The 19,740-nt window shown below is 69.0% G+C and carries 21 protein-coding genes and 1 CRISPR repeat array; of the genes, 11 read left to right on the top strand and 10 right to left on the bottom strand.

The genetic code is table 11. The annotated features are described in order from the left end of the window. The 3 genes from GZ997_RS05165 to GZ997_RS05155 form a co-directional block, all read left to right on the top strand. Positions 1-903: ABC transporter substrate-binding protein (locus GZ997_RS05165; protein ID WP_162679116.1), on the top strand; the 903-nt coding region annotated here is incomplete at its 5' end. A gap of 134 nt (positions 904-1,037) precedes the next feature. After that, positions 1,038-1,988, top strand: coding sequence for an ABC transporter permease subunit (locus GZ997_RS05160; RefSeq protein WP_162679156.1), 951 nt, complete (start codon positions 1,038-1,040; stop codon positions 1,986-1,988). A gap of 3 nt (positions 1,989-1,991) precedes the next feature. Continuing rightward, complete coding sequence (locus tag GZ997_RS05155; RefSeq protein ID WP_162679115.1) at positions 1,992-2,894, top strand: ABC transporter ATP-binding protein; 903 nt, start codon at positions 1,992-1,994, stop codon at positions 2,892-2,894. Positions 2,895-2,908: 14 nt separating this feature from the next. On the opposite strand, the gene GZ997_RS05150 is transcribed toward GZ997_RS05155, so the two are convergent. After that, positions 2,909-3,496 (bottom strand): DUF1440 domain-containing protein, encoded by a 588-nt coding sequence (locus GZ997_RS05150; RefSeq protein ID WP_162679114.1) that lies wholly within the window; start codon positions 3,494-3,496, stop codon positions 2,909-2,911. A 180-nt stretch (positions 3,497-3,676) separates the two neighbouring features. Here GZ997_RS05150 and GZ997_RS05145 point away from each other — a divergent pair, with 180 nt between their 5' ends. After that, positions 3,677-4,249, top strand: a complete 573-nt coding sequence (locus GZ997_RS05145) for a hypothetical protein (protein ID WP_162679113.1) — start codon at positions 3,677-3,679, stop codon at positions 4,247-4,249. Here the strand turns inward: GZ997_RS05145 and GZ997_RS05140 are convergent, their stop codons facing one another. After that, positions 4,250-5,365, bottom strand: a complete 1,116-nt coding sequence (locus tag GZ997_RS05140; protein WP_162679112.1) for a 1,4-dihydroxy-2-naphthoyl-CoA synthase — start codon at positions 5,363-5,365, stop codon at positions 4,250-4,252. Positions 5,366-5,421: 56 nt separating this feature from the next. Next, entirely contained in the window at positions 5,422-6,003 is a 582-nt protein-coding gene (locus tag GZ997_RS05135; protein WP_162679111.1) for a hypothetical protein, read from the bottom strand. A 513-nt stretch (positions 6,004-6,516) separates the two neighbouring features. Here GZ997_RS05135 and GZ997_RS05130 point away from each other — a divergent pair. Next, complete coding sequence (locus GZ997_RS05130; RefSeq protein WP_162679155.1) at positions 6,517-7,905, top strand: arginine deiminase family protein; 1,389 nt, start codon at positions 6,517-6,519, stop codon at positions 7,903-7,905. Positions 7,906-8,108: 203 nt separating this feature from the next. Here GZ997_RS05130 and GZ997_RS05125 read toward each other — a convergent pair whose 3' ends face one another. Next, positions 8,109-8,813 carry a CoA pyrophosphatase gene (locus GZ997_RS05125; RefSeq protein ID WP_162679110.1) on the bottom strand — a complete coding sequence of 235 codons (705 nt, stop codon included), beginning with the start codon at positions 8,811-8,813 and terminating at the stop codon, positions 8,109-8,111. Positions 8,814-9,409: 596 nt separating this feature from the next. On the opposite strand from GZ997_RS05125, the gene argF reads away from it, so the two are divergent. The 5 genes from argF to GZ997_RS05100 all read left to right on the top strand — a co-directional run bounded on the left by argF (position 9,410) and on the right by GZ997_RS05100 (position 15,769). After that, complete coding sequence (gene argF, locus GZ997_RS05120; protein ID WP_162679109.1) at positions 9,410-10,471, top strand: ornithine carbamoyltransferase; 1,062 nt, start codon at positions 9,410-9,412, stop codon at positions 10,469-10,471. Positions 10,472-10,689: 218 nt separating this feature from the next. Then, positions 10,690-10,869 (top strand): hypothetical protein, encoded by a 180-nt coding sequence (locus tag GZ997_RS05115; RefSeq protein ID WP_162679108.1) that lies wholly within the window; start codon positions 10,690-10,692, stop codon positions 10,867-10,869. A 76-nt stretch (positions 10,870-10,945) separates the two neighbouring features. Continuing rightward, positions 10,946-12,127: an o-succinylbenzoate synthase gene (locus GZ997_RS05110; RefSeq protein WP_343212277.1), complete on the top strand. Its 1,182-nt coding sequence runs from the start codon at positions 10,946-10,948 to the stop codon at positions 12,125-12,127. Continuing rightward, positions 12,124-13,950 (top strand): 2-succinyl-5-enolpyruvyl-6-hydroxy-3-cyclohexene-1-carboxylic-acid synthase, encoded by a 1,827-nt coding sequence (menD, locus tag GZ997_RS05105; protein ID WP_162679107.1) that lies wholly within the window; start codon positions 12,124-12,126, stop codon positions 13,948-13,950. The genes GZ997_RS05110 and menD overlap by 4 nt, the downstream gene beginning before the upstream one ends. A 163-nt stretch (positions 13,951-14,113) precedes the next feature. Further along, positions 14,114-15,769: a trypsin-like peptidase domain-containing protein gene (locus GZ997_RS05100; RefSeq protein WP_162679106.1), complete on the top strand. Its 1,656-nt coding sequence runs from the start codon at positions 14,114-14,116 to the stop codon at positions 15,767-15,769. Positions 15,770-15,861: 92 nt separating this feature from the next. On the opposite strand, the gene purU is transcribed toward GZ997_RS05100, so the two are convergent. The 6 genes from purU to rpmB form a co-directional block, all read right to left on the bottom strand. Beyond that, a complete protein-coding gene (gene purU, locus GZ997_RS05095; RefSeq protein WP_161923682.1) occupies positions 15,862-16,737 on the bottom strand; it encodes a formyltetrahydrofolate deformylase in 876 nt (291 codons plus the stop codon). Between the two features lie 121 nt (positions 16,738-16,858). Next, positions 16,859-16,981, bottom strand: a complete 123-nt coding sequence (gene ykgO / locus GZ997_RS05090; RefSeq protein ID WP_017194831.1) for a type B 50S ribosomal protein L36 — start codon at positions 16,979-16,981, stop codon at positions 16,859-16,861. A gap of 30 nt (positions 16,982-17,011) precedes the next feature. Continuing rightward, positions 17,012-17,263 (bottom strand): type B 50S ribosomal protein L31, encoded by a 252-nt coding sequence (locus GZ997_RS05085; RefSeq protein WP_161923683.1) that lies wholly within the window; start codon positions 17,261-17,263, stop codon positions 17,012-17,014. 73 nt (positions 17,264-17,336) lie between these two features. Continuing rightward, a complete protein-coding gene (gene rpsN / locus GZ997_RS05080; RefSeq protein WP_162679105.1) occupies positions 17,337-17,639 on the bottom strand; it encodes a 30S ribosomal protein S14 in 303 nt (100 codons plus the stop codon). Next, positions 17,639-17,812 carry a 50S ribosomal protein L33 gene (gene rpmG / locus GZ997_RS05075; protein ID WP_162679104.1) on the bottom strand — a complete coding sequence of 58 codons (174 nt, stop codon included), beginning with the start codon at positions 17,810-17,812 and terminating at the stop codon, positions 17,639-17,641. The genes rpsN and rpmG overlap by 1 nt, the downstream gene beginning before the upstream one ends. After that, positions 17,812-18,048, bottom strand: coding sequence for a 50S ribosomal protein L28 (gene rpmB, locus GZ997_RS05070; protein WP_162679103.1), 237 nt, complete (start codon positions 18,046-18,048; stop codon positions 17,812-17,814). The genes rpmG and rpmB overlap by 1 nt, the downstream gene beginning before the upstream one ends. 49 nt (positions 18,049-18,097) lie before the next feature. Here rpmB and GZ997_RS05065 point away from each other — a divergent pair, with 49 nt between their 5' ends. Then, on the top strand, positions 18,098-19,249 hold the full coding sequence (locus GZ997_RS05065; RefSeq protein WP_162679102.1) for a GTP-binding protein: 1,152 nt from the start codon (positions 18,098-18,100) through the stop codon (positions 19,247-19,249). Between the two features lie 36 nt (positions 19,250-19,285). Continuing rightward, positions 19,286-19,740: direct repeats of the CRISPR family, unit length 28 nt; unit sequence GGATCATCCCCGCTCGCGCGGGGTCGAC.

The following is a 19,740-nucleotide window of genomic DNA, read 5'->3' as shown; positions in this document are numbered from 1 at the left end:
GGCGCCGCCGAGCCCCTGCCGCTGGTGATCGGCGGCGACATCTGCGCCGCCCCGCTATACGCCGCCTACCACCAGGGCTACTTCGACGACGCCGGCCTGAACGTCACCCTTGCCCGCACCCAGCGCACCGAGGACACCAAGGACGCCCTCAGCGCCGGGAAGTACATCGGCGCCCCCGGCATCTTCTTCTCCTGGCTGGAGCCCATCTACAACGGCATCAACGCCAAGCTGACCGCCGGCTTCCACTCCGGCTGCCTACAGCTGGTGGTCAACAACGGCTCCCCGATCTCCTCCTACGCGGACCTGAAGGGAGCCACCATCGGCGTCCCCTCCCTGTCCTCCTCGGCCTTCGCCTACTTCTCGATCGGCCTGGCCAAGGCCGGCATCAACGTCGACCCCGAGCACGGCGACATCACCTGGACCACCATCGACGAGGACTCCCTGGGCACCCGCCTGACCAACGGCGACGTCGACGCGATCATGGGCTCCGACCCCGCCCCGCTGCTGCCCGTATTCGACGGCACCGCCCATGTGATCGAGTCCAATGACGACGAGCCCTTCTGCTGCTCCGTGGCTCTAAACGGCGACTTCGTGGCCAAGCGTCCCGAGGACGCCAAGGCGCTCACCGAGGCGTGGCTGAAGGGCTCGGACTACCTGGCCGCCTCGCAGGCCCACCGCAAGGAGATCGCCAAGATCGAGGTCGACAACAACTACGTCGCCGCCGACCAGTCCCTGGTGGAGGAGGTGCTGGAGACTTACGGCTGGGAGGCCTCGGCCACCGCCTTCCGCGAGGCCATCGAACCGGGCATCGAGGACTTCAAGCTCACCGGCTACATCGACTCCGGCATCGGCGCCGCCGAGCTCGCCGACACCGTTTACGCGGACCTGGGGATCAACCGGTGAGCGCCCAGGCACAGGCGGATGCGGCGGCGGGACAGCCCGTTCCCGCCGAAGACGCGGCCTCGGCCGGTGCTGCTGCGACGCGGCCCTACCGGACCCCGCCGCACCCCCACGAGGACGCTCACCGGCGCACCCACCTGAGTCGTCTCGCCGGGGCGGCGCTGGCCCTCTGGGTCGCGTACGTCGGAGTCGTCGTCCTCGTGCCCGACGCCGCCGATGCGCGCACGGCCAGCACGACGCCGCTGCTAGCGCTGGTCGGCACCTGGATCGCGGTGCTGGTCGGCTGGACGGCGGTAGCCCGGGCCCGCCCGGGTACCCCCGCGGCGGGGGCACTCGCGCACCGACTGCCGTGGATCGTGTTCTTCGGGGCCTGGTTCACCCTCTGGCAGCTGACCACGGTCAAGTCCGGGCTGCTGGACCCACCCTACTTCGTTGCCCCGGAGGTGCTGATCGAGGCCTTCCTCGGCGACTGGACGCTACTGGCTAGATGTCTGGGATCATCCGCCCTGCTGTTCCTGACCGGCTACGCCGTCGGTTCGGTGCTCGGCTTCGTCACCGGCCTGCTCATGGGCTGGTCGCGGCGGGCCGACTACTGGCTGCACCCACTGCTGCAGACGGTCGGGCCGGTGCCCGCGGCGTCACTGCTGCCGCTGGCGGTGCTCGTCCTGCCGACCACATACGCCTCGGCCGCCTTCATCGTCGCCTTCGGGGCCTGGTTTCCCATGGCGACCATGACGCGCGCCGGCGTGCGGGCCGTCCCGCGCTCCTACTTCGACGTCGCTCGCACCCTGGGCGCCCGCGAGTCCTTCCTGGTGCGCCGCATCGCGATTCCGGCGGCCCTGCCGGACATGCTCACCGGCCTGTTCACGGGCCTGGGCACGAGCCTGGCGGCGCTGATGACCGCGGAGCTGGTGGGCGTCGACCAGGGGCTGGCCTGGTACATCAACTGGGTCAAGGGTTGGGCGGACTACCCGCGCATGTACGTGGGCCTGGCCGTGCTCATCATCTTCTGCCGCGCGTTGATGATTCTGCTGTTCAAACTGCGCTCCTCGCTGCTGGCGTGGCAGCAGGACCTGGTGAGGTGGTAAACGATGACTGCTTCGACGCCCTCCGCCGGTTCAACAACTTCTGCGCCAACGCAGGCGGACACCGCGGGCATCCCCGCCCCCGGCGCCGAGCCCGCATCCCGCGGGGCGCGGGTACACCTGACCGGCATCAGCCATCACTACCCGTTACGGCACGACGTCGACCACGGCTGGGTGCCGGCCCTCATGCGGCTGGTTTCCCCCGCCGCCCGGGCGCGGTATGAGGCCGAATCCGCCAAGCCGGACCAGTTGCCGGTGCTGAACGGCATCGACCTGGATATCGCCCCGGGGGAGTTCATCTCCCTGGTGGGCCAGTCCGGCTGTGGCAAGTCCACGATCCTGCGGCTGCTGTCCGGCCTGGAGACTCCCAGCCAGGGCAGCGTCGTCGTCGACGGCGAGGCCGTGACCGGCACCGCCCCCGAGCGGGCCCTGGCCTTCCAGGACGCCACGCTGCTGCCGTGGCGCACGGTGCGGGAGAACGTCGCCCTGGGGCCACAGGCCCGTGGACGCCTGGAGCCGCGCCGGGTCGAGGCGGCGCTGGAAGTGGTGGGGCTGCGCGACTTCGCCGACGCCTACCCGACCACCCTGTCCGGTGGCATGGCGCAGCGCGCGGCCCTGGCCCGGGCCCTGGTCAACCGGCCGCGCCTGTTCCTGCTGGATGAGCCCTTCGGCAAGCTCGACGCACTCACCCGGCTGACCCTGCAGGATGAGATCGCCTCCCTGTGGGCCTCCCAGGGCTTCACGGCGGTGCTGGTCACGCACGACGTGGAGGAGGCGCTGCGCCTGTCCAACCGCGTCATCGTGCTCTCTGAGCGGCCCGCGCACGTGGTGGAGGACATTCGCGTGCCCGAGGGGCTGGGGAGTGACGAGGCCGCCCCCGAGTTCCAGCGGCTGCGCCGTCGTCGGTAAGCGCGCGGGCTCACTCAGCGGGTGGCGGCCTCCAGGGTGACCTCCGCGTCGGGCTCGCGGGTGATGCGGTTGCGCAGGTCGCGGCGCACGATCTCGATGGACCACATCCACACGATGTGGCCGAAGAACTCCGAGAAGTGCTCCGACCAGGTCTGGGCGCCGTCGATCCAGGGGAATGGGTTGGGGGCCCAGCCCAGCAGCGGCATGACGATTACGTGCGCGCCCACGTACACGAAGACGCCGAAGACGGCACCCTGCCACAGCTTGATCCGTGGGAAGTACTCGGCTGCGATGCAGTAGATCAGGCCAAAGACGATCGCAAAGCTGAAGTGCACGATGAAGGACATGATCGGCAGCTCGTTGTTGGAGAACGTGACCGTCAGGTGCGAGGTCTCCGGGGACATGCCGAACCACTCCAGCATCGCCTGCGGCGGGTTCGTGTCCGAGCGGATGCCGGGCGTGCGCGGCGGGAACGGCACCTCCCAGCCGAACTTGACCAGGGCGGAGAAGGTGCCGGCAATGAGGCCGACGAGTGTGGCCACGCCGACGCGGCGGCGGGACGGCTCGGTCGAGCCGAGCAGGCGTGTGATCCAGGCTGGCATGGGAACCTCCGGTATTGCGGCGGGGTCGCCGCGGCGATGATGAGCAAGCGCCTACGGCGCGCGCTCATCGGGGTCGACCAACGATTTCACGGCGCAGCGCCGGTGTCCAAGCGACCCGGCGGCGAAGGCGGGCGTCGAACTCGACACCCAACACCACCGGTAAGCGCATAGGGTGAAGCCGTGATCTACTACCAAAGGGACGATGAAGATGGCGGGACCGCGCTGGGTGTTGTCAGTGCCATCCTGGCGGTCGGCCTGACGTGCATCTTGCCGTTCGCGCTAGGTCTGTCGATCATAGCCGTGTCCTTCTTCCTGGAGGCGTTCCCGGAGTCCCTGTATGCGGCGGATATGGGGTTTCCCTTGCTGGCGCTGCTCTACTTTATGGCCTATGGGGCAACCTGGTACGGCGCCCACCGTTTTCTTTTGTCCCCCTGGACTGTGCAGGTGACTGAACGGGGTGTGCGCATTGGCAGGGACAACCTTCCTTGGCCGCGGCGGCGCGAGGAACTGATCATTGTTGAGAAGCATCGCCTGGGCGGGCGCATCCGCCACCGAGCTATTTACGACTCTAAATTCGGTCGCGTGCGCTTGCGCGCACTTGAGGCGTATACATACGGTAATTCCAACGCTGCGCGGCAAGCCGTGGAGGCGCGGCTGGACCAGGTCTGGGCGGCCTGTGAGCAGGCGCGCGAGGATGCGGCTGAAAGACGGCGCCAGGCGGCCGCGGAGCCGGGTGCGGACGCTCAGAAGTAATCAGAAGTAATAGGGGAAAGGCGACCAATCCGGCTTGCGGCGCTGAAGGAAGGCGTCGCGGCCCTCGGCGGCCTCGTCGGTCATGTAGGCCAGGCGGGTGGCCTCCCCGGCGAAGACCTGCTGGCCCGCCAGGCCGTCGTCCGCCAGGTTGAAGGCGTACTTGAGCATGCGGATCGCCTGCGGCGACTTGCCGGCCACGATGCGCGCGTACTCCAGGGCCCGCTCCTCGAGCTCGGCATGGGGGACGGCCTCGTTGACCACGCCCCAGCGCTCGGCGGTGGCGGCGTCGTAGGTGCGGGCCAGGAAGAAGATCTCGCGGGCCCGCTTGTCCCCGACCTGCCGGGCGAGCAGGGCGGAGCCGTAGCCGGCGTCGAAGGAGCCCACATCGGCGTCGGTCTGCTTGAAGCGGGCATGCTCGGCGGAGGCGAGCGAGAGGTCGCAGACCACGTTCAGGGAGTGGCCGCCGCCGGCCGCCCAGCCGGATACGGCCGCGATGACGACCTTCGGCATGGTGCGGATGAGCCGCTGCACCTCCAGGATGTGGAGCCGTCCCGCCCGGGCGGCGTCCAGGCGCTCTCGCTGTGCGGCGACGGCGGCGTCGTGATTGTCGGTGGTGGCTGCGACGCTCCCGACGACGGCGTCGGGGCGGGACCTCCCGGCGCCCTCTCCGGCAGAGGAAGCGGCCCCGGCGTCGTCGCCCGCCTTCTCGTACAGGTAGCCGTCCCGGCCGCGCACCCGCTGGTCGCCGCCAGAGCAGAAGCCCCAGCCGCCGTCCTTGGGGGAGGGGCCGTTGCCGGTGAGGATGACGGCACCGACGTCGCCGCTCATGCGTGCGTGGTCGAGCACCCGGTACAGCTCGTCGACGGTGTGCGGGCGGAAGGCGTTGCGCAGCTCGGGACGGTCCAGCGCCACCCGCACCACCGGCAGGTCGCGCACCCAGGCGCCGTCGGCGTCGCGCTCGCAGCCGCGGTGGTAGGTGACGTCGGTGAGTGCGCCCGGGCCGTCGCCGCGGTTGGCGAATCCGGCGACGTCGCGCCAGCGGAGAGGGTCGAAGATCTCCGAGACCCGCTGCGGCAGCGGGTGGGGCGACGGTGCAGCAGATGACGACTGGCTCATGCACACAGGGTAGGCGGTTCGCATACGGCTTGGCTCTCGTCTTGCCCGTGCCTCGACTAGTCCGCTTCGATCCGGTTGCCGTCTTCGTCAACGTAGTAGCCTTCATCATCTATTTCGGAGAAATTCAAGCGGCCGTCCTGAATCTCCTCGGCGAAGTGCTCGCGTGTCATTAGGCGCACTTGGCGGCCGCGCTTCATCATTTCCTCGTAGTTGAGAGTGGTGTCCCAGGGCTTGTCGAGCGTAATGATGATGACCGCATAGAAGATCCAGGTCACCAGGGTGAGGGTGAGTATTGAGGACGACGCCAACAGCGTGGCAGCGGCGGAGCCTGCTACGGCTGGGCAGATGAGCGAGATGACAGTCAGGGTCGGTCCCTCGGGGTCCTGCGAGCGCTTGGTGCGCATGATCAGTCGCGACGCCGTCGCGTCGAGAAGCTCCCGTATGACTGCGGCCACGATCGCGAATGCAACCACACGGTCAACGGTCAGGCCCGTGTGGGTCAACGCCGACAAGATCCCTGTGACGATGCCAAGACCGAGTCCATAAAGCAGAGTCATGAAGGCCCTCCCGGAGGCCAGTGCCCAGAGCGGGATTGCTGGGTGCCAGCGGGAGTCGGATTCCTGTGTTGTGGTCGCCATGGGTTCTCCTGATTGGCGCTTATCCGCCGATCTGTGGTCTGCGGACGTAAATGTGGCTGAGTGTAGGGAAAGTATGAGCTGAATCATAGGCTGATCTTCGTCAGGGTTGTGCGTGCCAGGCCACTGCACGAGCCGGATGTTCCGCTACGGCGGCGTCACTGCCGCCGACCAGGTTTGTTGGGCTCTTCCGGTTTGAGGGCGTGGCGCTGGACTCCGGGGTGACGTCGGGTGAGGCCTGCCCGCCCACGCGCTGACTTTTGGTGCCGAGTCCCGTGCGTAGTGCCCCAAAATGTCCAAGATCGGCATAAAGGCCGTTAGGGGCCGCTGGGGCCGTTTCTGAAACCGCATGATTCCAACGTCTTGCCAACGGTGCCCGGAAACGTCGGAGTCGTTTGTGCCGAACTCGGACATTCCGTCCCACGGCGAGGCGTCCGAGGCGCGCAACATGCCCGGCTCACAGTGCTCGCGCACACGCCAACCGCTCGACCCGGCTAGCCTGTGTCCATGACGCTCATGACGCAGAGCCCCCAGACCGCCTCGGACCCCGCCGACCGGACGGTTATCCCGCGCTCCGCCGGCGGCGGGCGGGTCGACTCCGAGACCGGCCGCCTGCGCGAGGTCATCGTTCACCGGCCCGGGCGGGAGATCGCCCGCATCACGCCGATCAACGCCAACTCCCTGCTGTTCGACGACGCCCTGAACATCGCCCGCGCCCAGGCCGAGCACGACGCCTTCACCGCCATCCTGCGCGCCGAGGGCGTGATCGTCCACGACTTCCGCGACCTGCTCACCGAGACCCTCGCCGTCCCCGAGGCCCGTCGCCTGGTCCTGGAGGAGACCGTCGGCCCGCAGGCGGTCGGCGTGTCCACCTCCGAGGTGCTCATCGACTTCCTGGGCGGCCTGCCCGACGCCGAACTCGCCGAGGTCCTCCTGGCCGGCATCACCCGCAACGAACTGCGCGAGCGCCTGGACCCCGCCGACGCCGCCACCCTGTTCGCCACCACCTACCTGTCCACCCTGGAGGGGCAGTTCGTGGTCACCCCCCTGCCCAACCACCTGTTCACCCGCGACACCTCCGCCTGGCTGTACGGCGGCGTGTCCGTCAACACCATGGCGCTCGCCCCCCGCCGACGTGAGGCCGTCAACTACGAGGCCGTCTACCGCTTCCACCCCGCCTTCGCCAGCCGAGTCGGCTCCGTCTCGGGCGGGGAAGGGGCGACGTCGTCGGACCGGACGCCGGGTGAGTGCGGCCCGCTGTGGGTGGAGCCTCACGGCGCCTCCCCGGCCACCGTCGAGGGCGGAGATTTCCAGGTGCTGGGTAACCGCACCCTGGTCATGGGGCTAACCCACCGCTCCAGTGCGGCCGGTGTGGAGCGCCTGGCGACCCGGCTCTTCGCCGACGGCGTCGCCGACCGGGTCATCGGCATCCACATGCCCGACCGCGCCTTCTACACCGAGCTCGACGCCGTCATGCACCTGGACACCCTCATGACCATGGTCGCCCCCGACACCTACCTGCGCTTCTCCGGCTTCAACGACGTCACCACCGTGGAGATCGAGCCCGGCGCCAACCACGGCTCCAGCAAGGGCTCCGCCCTGCGGGTAACCGTCCACGACGGCGGCGACATGGACGCCGTCCTGGCCCGGGCCGCCGGCATCGACGCCTTCAAGGTGATCAGCCCCGACATGTCCGACGAGGCCGAGGCGCTGCGCGAGCTGTCCCGCGACTCCTGCAACGTCGTCGCCCTGGCGCCGGGGCGGGTCATCGGCTACGCGCACAACCAGCGGGCCAACGATGTGCTGCGCCGGGCGGGTGTGGAGGTCATCGAGACCCCCGGCGTCGAGCTGGTGCGCGGTCGCGGCGGCGCCCACTGCATGACCTGCCCGGTCACGCGCGATTGAGCCGAGTGACGCCGAGCTTGCTCGGGTGTCCGAGGCGATTGAGTCGCGTGAGAGGCCTTGCCGTACACGCGCGACCGAGCCGAGTGACGCCGAGCTTGCTCGGGTCTCCGAGGCGATTGAGTCGCGTGAGAGGCCTTGCCGTACACGCGCGACCGAGCCGAGTGACGCCGAGCTCGCTCTGATGTCCGAGGCGACTGCGCGGCTCACTTCCCGACGATGCTGATCTCTCGCGCCTCGTCCCACGGCACCGTCCAGCCCGCGGCGTCGATCACCGTGGACAGCACCGCAGCGGTGAAGCCCCACACGAGCGGCCCGCCGTCGCGGGTGACGAAGGCGGGGCCCCGCCACACCTGTCCGCCGCGCTCCAGCACCCATGTACGCCGAGCCGCCGGATCCACGAGCGCACCTACCCCGACCCGCGTAGCCCACCTCGTCTCGGTGCCATCCAGCCGCATATCCCGAGGCGTCGCCCACCAGCCGAGCACCGGAGTCACCAGGTTCGCCGAAGCGGTCAGCGCCGCTTCCGGCAGCGCGCCGAGCACATCCACGTCGGACGGCTCGATGCCCGCCTCCTCCCATGCCTCACGCAGAGCCGCTGCCGCGGGATCGCCCCCGTCGGTCGGCTCCAGCCCGCCGCCGGGGAAGGCGACCTCACCGGGGTGGTGCCTCACCGCCGCGGAGCGCAGCGTGAGAACGACGTCGAGGTCGTCCACCGATGCCCCCTCGCCGTCGGCGCGCACTCCGCGGGATACCGCCTGCTCGCCCACCCCGAATAGGACGAGCACGGCCGAGCGCCGCAGGGCGCGCCCCGAGGACCTGAGCCCCTGCGCACGCTCCCGCCGCGACTCCAACCCGTCCAAGCGGGGTGCTGCCGCCGCCACCCGGCGAAGATCATCAACCACTCCCATGGGGGTGAGGCTACGGCTTCCTCATCGTCGGCGACGGTTAACGGCGAGTCGGCGGTGGTGACAATGGCAACCGGCTCTGGGAAGAGTCGTGTGGCGTCAGCTGACGTGCGCGGCCGCGGCGGTTGCCGCAGACGACGATGCCGCCTCAACCGAGCCGACCGGCGCCAATGCTGCGGCCTCGTCCGCGGGCCATGCCGCTTTCACCGGTGAATCAGGAACGGCGGGCTTAACGAGCGTTTCCGCACCCTCCGGCGACGCGACGGGACAGGGCCCCGCACTTGGTGCAGGTTATCGGCGTGAACGTGTTGCTTTAGGACGTGTTGTCGGCGTGAACGAGTGTTTTGGCGTGGCGGCGTGTGGGGGTGGTGTTTTTGCACGACCCTGGGTGACACTGCACGACCTTGGTGTGTTTTCCACGACCCCGGGGTGGTCGTGGAAAACACACCAAGGTCGTGGAACGCGGCCCGGGGTCGTGCAGTGCATACATATCCGACTCCGGTGGGGGTGCCGACTGAGCGTGTGGCACGGGACGGCTGCCGCCGCCCAGGCATGCCCTACGATCATCCCCTGAGCTCACGCCTCGAAAGGACCTTCGCATGCTCGCCATCCCGGCCCCAGACCCCGCCGTCCTCGCCTCGCTGAAGGGACGCAGCTTCCTGCGTGAACTCGATTTCACGCCGCAGGAGTGGATGACGCTGATCGCCCTGGCGGCACAGTTGAAGGCCGACAAACGAGCCGGCCGGGAGACTCAACACCTGAGGGGCAAGAACATCGCCCTGATCTTCGAGAAGACCTCCACACGCACCCGCTGTTCCTTCGAGGTCGGCGCCCACGATCAGGGCGCCCACACCACCTACCTGGACCCCTCCGGTTCTCAGATCGGCCACAAGGAATCCGTGGCGGACACCGCCCGCGTACTGGGCCGCATGTTCGACGGCATCGAGTACCGCGGCGACTCCCAGGCCAAGGTGGACCAGCTCGCCGGGCTGTCGGGCGTGCCGGTGTGGAACGGGCTCACCGACGACTGGCACCCCACCCAGATGCTGTGTGACTGCCTGACCATGCTGGAGCACACCGACAAGCTCACGCGCGAAATCGCCTACGCCTACGTCGGTGACGCCCGCTTCAACATGGGCCGCTCCCTGCTGGTGGCCGGTGCCCTACTAGGCGCCGACGTGCGCATCGTCGCCCCCAAGGAACTGTGGCCCGACGACGATTGCGTCGCCGCCGCCCAGGCCGTTGCCGCCGACACCGGCGCCCGCATCACCCTCACCGAGTCTGTGGACGAGGGCGTGGCCGGGGTGGACTTCGTACACACCGACATCTGGGTTTCTATGGGGGAGCCGAAGGACGTGTGGGCCGAGCGCATCGAGCTGCTGCGCGACTACCAGGTAAATGCCGCCCTGATGGCAAAGGCGGGGGAGCAGGCGAAGTTCATGCACTGCCTGCCCGCCTACCACAACCGCGAGACCACAATCGGGGAGGAGATCTACCAGGCCACCGGCATGGACGGCCTAGAGGTCACCGAGGACGTCTTCGAGTCCGAGCGCTCCATTGTCTTCGACCAGGCCGAGAACCGCATGCACACCATCAAGGCCGTCATGGTCGCCACCCTTGGGAATCCAGCGGCGGCAACGACGACGGCGCAGGCCGGCTGATCCGGGACGTCCGGTTATCCGGGGGTAGAGAATCTGCGGAGGCTGTGGACGAAAAGGTGCATTCACACTGGCCCTGGGCTCGGTGCGTGCGCTGACCTACCCCGAAGGCGTGATCGAGCCGCCCGCCGCGACGACAATTACCTCCGCGCTACCGGACGGGGATGAGCAGGTGACCCAGGAGCCTGCCGACACGGGCGCGAGCACCGACCGGCGGTGGGGTGCGACCATCGGCTGCCGAACTCAGTGGTGAACTCACATCTTACGAGCCGCCGCTGGAGGCGCTGACGAGCGTCGACGCCTCCCAAACCCAGCGTTTGACAGGCCTGGAGACCGCCAGCCGGGAGGACCATGCCGTAGATTCCGCCAGCAAGATGTTCTACGGCATGGACGAGGACTGACGGCGGAATCGTTGCCATTGGGCACTGATCATTACGCCCGGGCACCAGGCCCCGGCCGCCTGGCTATTCTGTCGGCGTGACCATCCCCAACCGCGGCCCGGAACCCGCGTCGGCACGCGTGCGCGGTGAACTCGATCTGGACGCCCTGCGTGCCGGCGTCGGCGGGCGGTTGCTGGCCGACATCGACCAGGCGGTTGTCTGGGACGTAGCCATGCGCACCCCCTTTCGCGGCCTGACCCGCCGCGACGGCGTGCTCCTGCACGGGCCCGCCGGATGGGGCGAATTAGCCCCCTTCTGGAATTACGACGCCGATACCTGCGCCCCCTGGCTCGCCTCCGCCCTGGAACAGGCCATCGTCGGCCACGCCGACCTACCCCGTTACCGCCAGACGGTACCCGTGAACATCACCGTTCCCGCCGTCGCCCCCGACCATGCCCGCGCCCTAATCGCCGCGGCGGGGGCGAGCGCCGCGACCGGCCCAGGCCGCAGCGCCTCCCGCCAGCCCGAAGCCGACCCCGTCACCGTCAAGATCAAGGTCACCGGTGCACGCGCCTCCGACCGCAAGGCGCTGGCCGCTGACGTGGCGCGCATCGAGGCCGTCCGCGACGCCGTCGGCCCGGGCGGCCGCATCCGCATCGATGTCAACGGTGCCTGGGACCTGGAGACCGCCCGCAAGATCCTGCCGCTGCTAGACACTGCCGCCCAGGGCCTGGAGTACGTGGAACAGCCCTGCGGCAGCACGCAGGCGCTCGCGGACCTGCGTCGCCTGGTCAATATCCCCGTCGCTGCGGACGAGTCTATCCGCCTGTCCGCAGACCCGCTGGCCGTGACCCGCCTGAAGGCCGCAGACGTGGCCGTCCTCAAGGTCGCCCCGCTAGGCGGCGTGCGCCGCTGCCTGGCACTGGCCGAACGCCTCGGCCTGCCCTCCGTCGTCTCCTCCGCCGTCGACACCAGCGTCGGCATCGGCGCGGGCGTAGTGCTCGCGGCCGCCCTGCCGGAACTCGAACACGCCTGCGGGCTGGGCACGGTGCGGCTGCTCGCCCGGGACGTCGCGGCCCCCTCCGCCGTGCCCGCCGACGGCGTCCTGCCGGTACGGCCCGTGCATGTCTCGCGGGCGCTGCTGCGCACGGCCTCCGCCGACGCCGAGGTCACCGCCCGCTGGCGCACCCGCCTGTCCCACATCACCGGCGCCCTGCAGCGCCGGCGTGAACGTGAAGCCGCGGACCCCGGCCTCGCCGTGGCAGGACTGCGCCTATGACCGCCTCGCCGCCGTCACTTACCGCTGCCCGCGCCATCGTGACTTCACTGATTCGCGGCGGCGTGCGCCAGGTGGTGCTCGCCCCCGGCTCCCGCTCCGCGCCCCTGGTCCCCGCGCTAGCCGCCGCTGAACGCGAAGGGGCACTGCGGGTGCGCGTAGTCATTGACGAGCGCACCGCCGGGTTCGTAGCCCTCGGCTGCGCCCGCGCGGAGCTGCTGGCCGGAACCCGCCGCCCTGCCGCCGTCGTCACTACCTCCGGCACCGCCGTCGCCAACCTGCACCCGGCTGTGGCGGAGGCCGACGCTGCCGGCGTGCCCCTGCTGCTGGTGACCGCCGACCGGCCCCACGAGGCGGTCGGCACCGGCGCCAACCAGACCACCGAGCAGACCCGCGTCTTCGGTGCGGCCCCGCGCACAGTGGTGGACCTGCCCGCAGACATCACCGCCGACCTGGGGGAGAGGGCAGGTATGAGTGCCCTCGCCGGCCAGGTGCGCCGGGCAGTGGACGCCGCCACCGGTGCCCTGACCAATGACCCGGGCCCCGCGCAGCTAAACGTCCGCTTCCGGCCCCCGCTCGCGCCCGAGCCCGGCTTCGACGACGCTGCCGGTGCTTACCGGAGTACTGCACCGCTGCCGCCGGGCGGCTCCCCAGGAGCCTCGGCCGGTGCCGCCGCACCTGTTGTTGTCGCCCCCGCCACTCTGCTGCGCCCAGTGGGTGCGCAACCAGGTCCTGAGGGCTCTGGACCGGGGCGCCGGGAGCGGCGCGGCGTCATCGTCGCCGGGGACAGCGGCGACGCCTCCGGTCGTCATGCGCGCGCCCTGGCCGAGTACCTGGACTGGCCGCTGCTGGCGGAGCCGACCTCTGGGGCCCGTGGCGGCCCCCAGGCCCTGACCCGCTACGCCGAGCTTTTGGCGGCCCCGGAGGGGACGCGGCTTGCCGCGCAGGTTGAGCACATCGTGGTTGCCGGGCACCCCAGTCTCACACGACCGGTCGGTGCCCTGCTCGCCCGCGAAGACCTGCATATCGACGTGCTTACCTCCACCTCCCGCTGGACGGATGTAGCCGGTACTGCCGCGCGGGTCGTGCCGCTCCACGCGGCTGCCGCAGCGTCTGCTGACCACAGCTCCGTAGCCGCGGTCGGCGACGGCAGCGCGTCCCCGCAGCCGGCCGACCTTGCCGCCGCGCTGGGCCTCGGCCCCGGCCCGCGCGACTGGACGGCGCAATGGCGCGGCGCGGTTGCAGCACTGCCCGCCGTCGGCCTGCAGCCGGGGTCCGGGGCACTGACCGCGGACGCTGCCGTCACCGCGGTGTGGGATGCCGCTCTGCGTGCGCCAGCCGGTGCCGCACCCCTGCTCGTGGTCGGTTCCTCCATGACTATCCGCCGGCTGGACCGGCTGGCCGCGCCCGCGTCAGGACCCGCGCCGGCCGCAGTCGCCAACCGGGGACTGGCCGGCATCGACGGCACCCTCGCCACTGCACTGGGCGCTGCCACTACTGGTCGGCCCGTGCGCGCCGTCGTGGGAGATCTCACCTTCCTCCACGATGCCATGAGCCTTTCGCGCGGGAGGCTGGAACCAGAGCCCGACCTGCAGGTCGTTGTCATTGACGACGGCGGGGGTGCCATCTTCTCCACCCTGGAGTACCCCGCGGTGATGCCGCAGGCAGACTTCGCCCGGTTCTTTGCGGCGCCGCAGGCTACCGACCCGGGGGAGCTTGCGGCGGCCCTGGGCATCAGGGTCCGCCGACCTGCCGACCTGGGCGCGATGCAGGCCCTGCTGACCGAGCCGGTGCGGGGGCTCAGCGTGGTACACGTGCGCGTATGATCTTGTGTACCGTGCCTGTGGCGCTTTCCACCACCGACGCGTGATATCAAGCCTAAACACGAGTTTCACAGGTAAGTCCCAGACTAGTGTCGGAGATGACTCAGGTCATGCGTATTGGGTTTGAGACGTCTACTGAGCGGGCTGAGGCCCGAGGAGGAGAGCCATGAGCACGAACGATCCCTTCGCCGCATCCGGGGACGCCAACCGGCCGTCGAGCGATGACACGCAGCCTCTGGGCGGCGGCCCGGCATCGACTCAGCCAGGCTCCGGTTACACGGGCACCGGTGGTGGGAGTGGCGCCGCCTACGGGCCCGGACCTGACGGAGTCGGCGCTTCGGGTTCTTCGTCGCCCTACACGTCCGCGCCCCAGGCGCCTGCCGGGTACAACTTCGGTCGCAACTCCGCGTCGGGCTCCGGATCCTCCCCCTACGCGCCGTCCGGGCAGGCCGCCGGCTCCTGGGCCTACGGGAATACCGCCGACCAGGCCTCCGGTGCGGGTGCTTACCAGAGCCCCTACCAGCAGCTGAGCGCACAGAGCTCCAGCGCTGCCGGGAGTGCTCAGCCACCCTTCCCGCCGCAGAACCAGCCACAGGGTCAGCCGCTGACTCCCTCGGGTCCTGAACCCCGCGGGGGCAGCCGCGGTCCGGGGTGGGGCGGAGTGATCGCCACGTCCCTGGTGACCGCCCTGCTCGCCTCCGGGGGTGCGGTGGCCGCGGTGCACTATCTGGGAGACGGCGATGACTCCGCCCGCTCCTCCTCGGCGCCGACGGCGATTGCCACCGGTTCTACGACGCAGACCGTCTCCTCCACCGGCACTGCCCCCGACTGGGAGGCTGTCACCGCGGCCGTGTCCAACGCCGTCGTCTCCATCACCGTAGCTGTCAGTGAGGGCACGGCCGTCGGCTCCGGCGTTATCTACGACTCGTCCGGACATATCATCACCAACAACCACGTGGTCGCCGGTGCCTCCAAGATCCAGGTGACGCTGGCGGACGGGCGCATCTACGAGGCGGAGACCACCGGTACCGACCCGGCCACCGACCTGGCCGTCATTGAGCTGGTTGACGCCCCGAATGACTTGACGGTAGCTCAGTTCGGCAACTCCGACGATCTGGTCACGGGTGAGAATGTCATGGCTATCGGCAACCCGCTGGGGCTGTCCTCCACGGCTACCACCGGTATCATCTCCGCCCTGAACCGCCCGGTGGTTACCGTCCAGGAGGAGACTGACACATCCAACCAGGGTGGCTCCTCCCTGCCGGATCAGCTCAGTGGCCTGCTGGGGCACTCGCAGACAACCACCACGCAGGTATACACCAACGCCATTCAGATCGACGCGGCGGTGAACCCCGGCAACTCCGGTGGCCCGCTGTTCGATGACACCGGTGCCGTCATCGGCATCACCAGCTCGATCGCCAGCATGTCGAGCTCGGCGGAGTCGGCAGGCTCAATCGGCATCGGCTTCGCGATCCCGTCCAACCTGGCGCAGAAGGTCGCCGACCAGCTGATTGAAAACGGCACGGCCACGCACGCCTACCTGGGTGTAGCGATCGGCGATGGTGGAGCCACCACCTCCGAGGGCGTGACTCGGGCCGGTGCCGAGGTCGGCGATGTTGAGTCCGGTTCCCCCGCGGATCAGGCCGGTATCAAGGCGGGTGACGTCATTACCGCAATCGATGGGAAGGCCACCAGCCAGGCGGCCGCGCTGACCGGCTTCGTGCGGCAGTACTCCGCCGGGGACGAGGTCACCTTGACCGTTATCCGTGACGGCGCGGAGATCGAGATTCCCGTCACCTTGAAGGAGCGCCAGGACTCCTGAGCAGCAGCGGGTCGAACCGACTGAAGTCGGCTGGGCATCGGCTGAATTGGCCGGGGCGTCAGACGGGCGTCCCGGCCAATTCATGCACGGACTCAGGCGAAGACGACTGTTCGGTGACCGTTGAGCAGCACCCGGTGCTCGGCGTGCCAGCGCACGGCCTGCGCGAGCACCCGCCTCTCGACGTCCTGCCCCTTGGCGCGCAGCGTATCCACGGAGTCCTCGTGGCTGGCGCGGGTGACGTCCTGCTCAATGATGGGACCCTCATCCAGGTCCGGGGTTACGTAGTGGGCGGTCGCGCCGATCAGCTTCACGCCGCGCTCATGGGCCTGCCGGTAGGGGTTGGCGCCCTTGAAGCTCGGCAGGAACGAGTGGTGGATGTTGACCACTGCGCCGTGGAGGCGCTCGCACAGGGCGGGGGAGAGGATCTGCATGTAGCGAGCCAGCACCACCAGCTCAACATCCAGGGAGTCCACTAGCTCCAGCAGCTGCGCCTCGGCGTCGGCCTTGGTCTCCTTGGTGACCGGGACGTGGTGGAAGGGGACCCCGTAGAAGTCGGCCACCGGCTGCAGGTCCTCATGGTTGCCGACCACGCCGACGACGTCGATCGGCAGGCCCTGGCTGCGGGCACGGAAGAGCAGGTCGGTCAGGCAGTGGCCCTCCTTGGAGACCATGATCAGGGTGCGCATGGGGCGGCCGACCTCATCCAGCGACCAGGTCATGGAGTAGGTGCGGGCTAGCTCGGCCAGGTCCTTCTCCAGCTCCTCCCGGGCCACGGTGGTCATCACCTGGACGCGCATGAAGAACAAGCCGGAGACCTCGTCGCCGAACTGCTTGGACTCGGTGATGTTACCGCCGCGCCGGGCCAGTGCGCCGGAGACGGCGTTGACGATACCGGGGCGGTCTGGGCAGGACAGTGTCAGCACGAGGTGGCGGGCGTCGGCGGGCATGGCGGGAGCGGACGTGGTCATGGCAGGAGGGTAGCCGGGCCGGATGGGGGCGGGGTAACAGGTACCGGGCAGGTGATGAATTGACGGCGGGGCGGGCCGGGCTGGGGCGGGCCGCTACAGCCCGACCGCCCGCCGCTCGTGCTCAGCCCTGGCGGGCCTTGAAACGCGGGTTCTTCTTGTTGATGACATAGGTGTGGCCGCGGCGGCGCACCACCTTGCTGCCCGGCTGCTTGGCAAGTGACCGGATGGAAGCGCGGACCTTCATGGAATCTCCTTTCAGCGACGTGCGGGGGTATCAGCGGGAGCGCTTGCCGTAGCGCCTCTCGAACTTCTCCACCCGGCCGGCTGTGTCTAGAACGCGGCCCCTGCCCGTCCAGAACGGGTGCGAGGCGCTGGAGATGTCGACGTCGACCAGCGGGTAGGTGTTGCCGTCCTCCCATTGGATGGTTCGGGGCGAGGTGATGGTGGAACGCGTGAGGAAGGCGAAGTCGGCAGACTTGTCACGAAAGACCACTGGGTGGTAGTCGGGGTGGATTCCCGGGCGCATGTGGTGATTCCTTCTCGAGCTCATGTGGGACTGACTTTGGTAGCAGCGTCGGAATGGAGGTCCGAAGGACCTATCAGGACGACTTGGTGATGCCGGGTAATTCGCCGCGTAGGGCCATCTCCCGGAAGCGGATTCGGCTGACTCCAGCCTTGCGCAGATAGCCGCGCGGGCGGCCGTCAACGGCGTCACGGTTGCGCAGCCGCGTGGGGGAGGCGTCGCGGGGCAGCGCGTGCAAGGCGGCCATGGCTGCGCGACGCTCATGCTCGGTCAGGGCGGGACTGACGCTAGCCCGTTTCAGCTCCGCTCGCCGCTCGGCGTAGCGAGCTACGGTCCGGCGGCGGCGCGCATCGGCTACGCGCTTGGACTTCTTGGCCATCAGCGGGACTCCTTGAATTCGACATGCCTGCGGATGATCGGGTCGTACTTGCGAATGACCAGACGGTCCGGTGTATTACGACGGTTCTTGCGGGTGACGTAGGTGTATCCGGTGCCGGCGGTGGATACCAGCTTGATGACCGGACGCAGATCCCTGCCCTTGGCGGATGCCATCAGACTCGCTCCCCTCTGGCGCGCATCTGCGCGACAACGACGTCAATGCCCAACTTGTCGATGATCTTGATGCCCTTGGCGCCGACCGTGAGCGTGACCCTTCTTCCCAGAGAGGGCACCCAGTAGTGCTTGGTCTGCAGGTTGGGCAGCCACCGACGCTTTGAGCGGCGGTGTGAATGTGAGATCGAGTACCCCGTGGCTGGGCGGGCCCCTGTGACTTGGCAGTAGCGGCTCATGGGGCGCACTATATGCGAACGATTCCCGTTATCGTCAACTGGAGGTGCCGTGCACTGCCTCACGCTCATCAGCGCCGTCGACCCGCTGCTGCTTGACCTGGCCGCTCTTGCCCTACACGGCGAGGAGGCACTCGTCATTCAGGCGACCCTTGTCCCCGAGCAAGGCGAGCATGGAGTCATACGACTCGCCACTATGTCGCCGATTGAGTCGGACTCGGGCACGGTCTCGAGTGCCATGTCAGTCATCGACGTCCCCCGCTCCCGGGAGTGCTGGACCTGTTCCCTACGGGAGGTGCTGATCGCCGTCGGCGCGGACCGAGCTCGAATCGAAGCGGACGGAACCACCGTTATCCTGCTGCCGGTCGGGGTGGAACTAGTGCACCTGGTCCCGGGTCTGGCTGTGGAGCTCGAACTGATGCCGGGCGTGACACTCGCCGGAGTCGCGCACGTCATTGACCTCGACTCCGCTGCTGACCAGTTGCTGGAGCACCGGTCGTTGGCCGCATTCGCCGGCGGGGCGTACGCCGACGACGGCCGCTGCAGCGGTGAGATACACATGGCCGGCATCGGCTACGCGGACGTGGTTGTTACCCTCGGCGAGGATCCGGTCGGGCGTGACCTAGTAGAGCATCTGCGCCCCCACGACACGCTGCTGCTACCGGGCTTGGACACGCCAATGCTTCCGGAGCTGCTAGCGGTCCGGCACGATGCTGCGCTGGCTCTGGCGCGCGTGCATCCTGCCACTACCAGGGCGTGGGGAGGACCCATTGAGCACGGGGTGCGCACGCTGGACCTGTTTTCCGAGCTGCCCTTCCACCCGGGGCGGCTGCGCGAATTCGTCGCCGATCTGGCCGGTAATGGTTTGCTTGCCCGCGGCTGCTTCTGGCTGCCCAGCCGCCCTGGGCGCGTGTGTGCCTGGGAGGTGGCCGGTGGAGTTGTCAGTGTGGGGGATGCCGGGCCCTGGGATGCAGCGCTGAGTGTGAAAGTGAATTCGCTGGAGGGCGCGGCTCTAGGGCAGAAGCAGGGCGGTGGGAAGGGGCCGCGCTGCCACCTGGTTGTCACGGGTATTGCGGATGAGGCGCAGTGTGCGCGCGTTGCCGACGTCTTTCACCGGATACTGCTGCGACCGGAGGAGATGGGTGAGGCACTGGCCTGGGTCGGGGTCCCGGACGGCCTGGAGGACTGGTTCGGGCAGGAGTGAGCGCTTCCCCGATGAAGTGAGGCGGTCGGTGGGGGCGTATTGTCGCAGCTCGTGCGAGGTTGACCGGCTGTTTACAAGACAGCTGCTCTAGCGATGCGGATCATCCCCGCTCGCGCGGGGTCGACCACCAGCTGCGCCACACGTTCGCGACCGAGCTCGGATCATCCCCGCTCGCGCGGGGTCGACGCGGTGCGCGGCTCGAAGAACTGCACCGCGCTGGGATCATCCCCGCTCGCGCGGGGTCGACCGAGCGTTCCCTCACGCCACCGCTTCCACGCGGGGATCATCCCCGCTCGCGCGGGGTCGACCAGCGCGTGCTCGGTGTTCAGGCGCGCCAGGAGGGATCATCCCCGCTCGCGCGGGGTCGACTGGGGCCACCCCTAACCCCACCCCCATAGCGGACGGATCATCCCCGCTCGCGCGGGGTCGACCGATCAAGTGATGGGGGATATCTTGGCTTCAAGGATCATCCCCGCTCGCGCGGGGTCGAC

Origin of the sequence: Actinomyces sp. 565 (genome assembly GCF_010365615.1) — a bacterium.
In the GTDB taxonomy this organism is placed as follows: domain Bacteria; phylum Actinomycetota; class Actinomycetes; order Actinomycetales; family Actinomycetaceae; genus Actinomyces.
The sequence above is the reverse complement of the archived record's forward strand: the minus strand, read 5'-3'. Positions and strand labels throughout refer to the sequence as shown.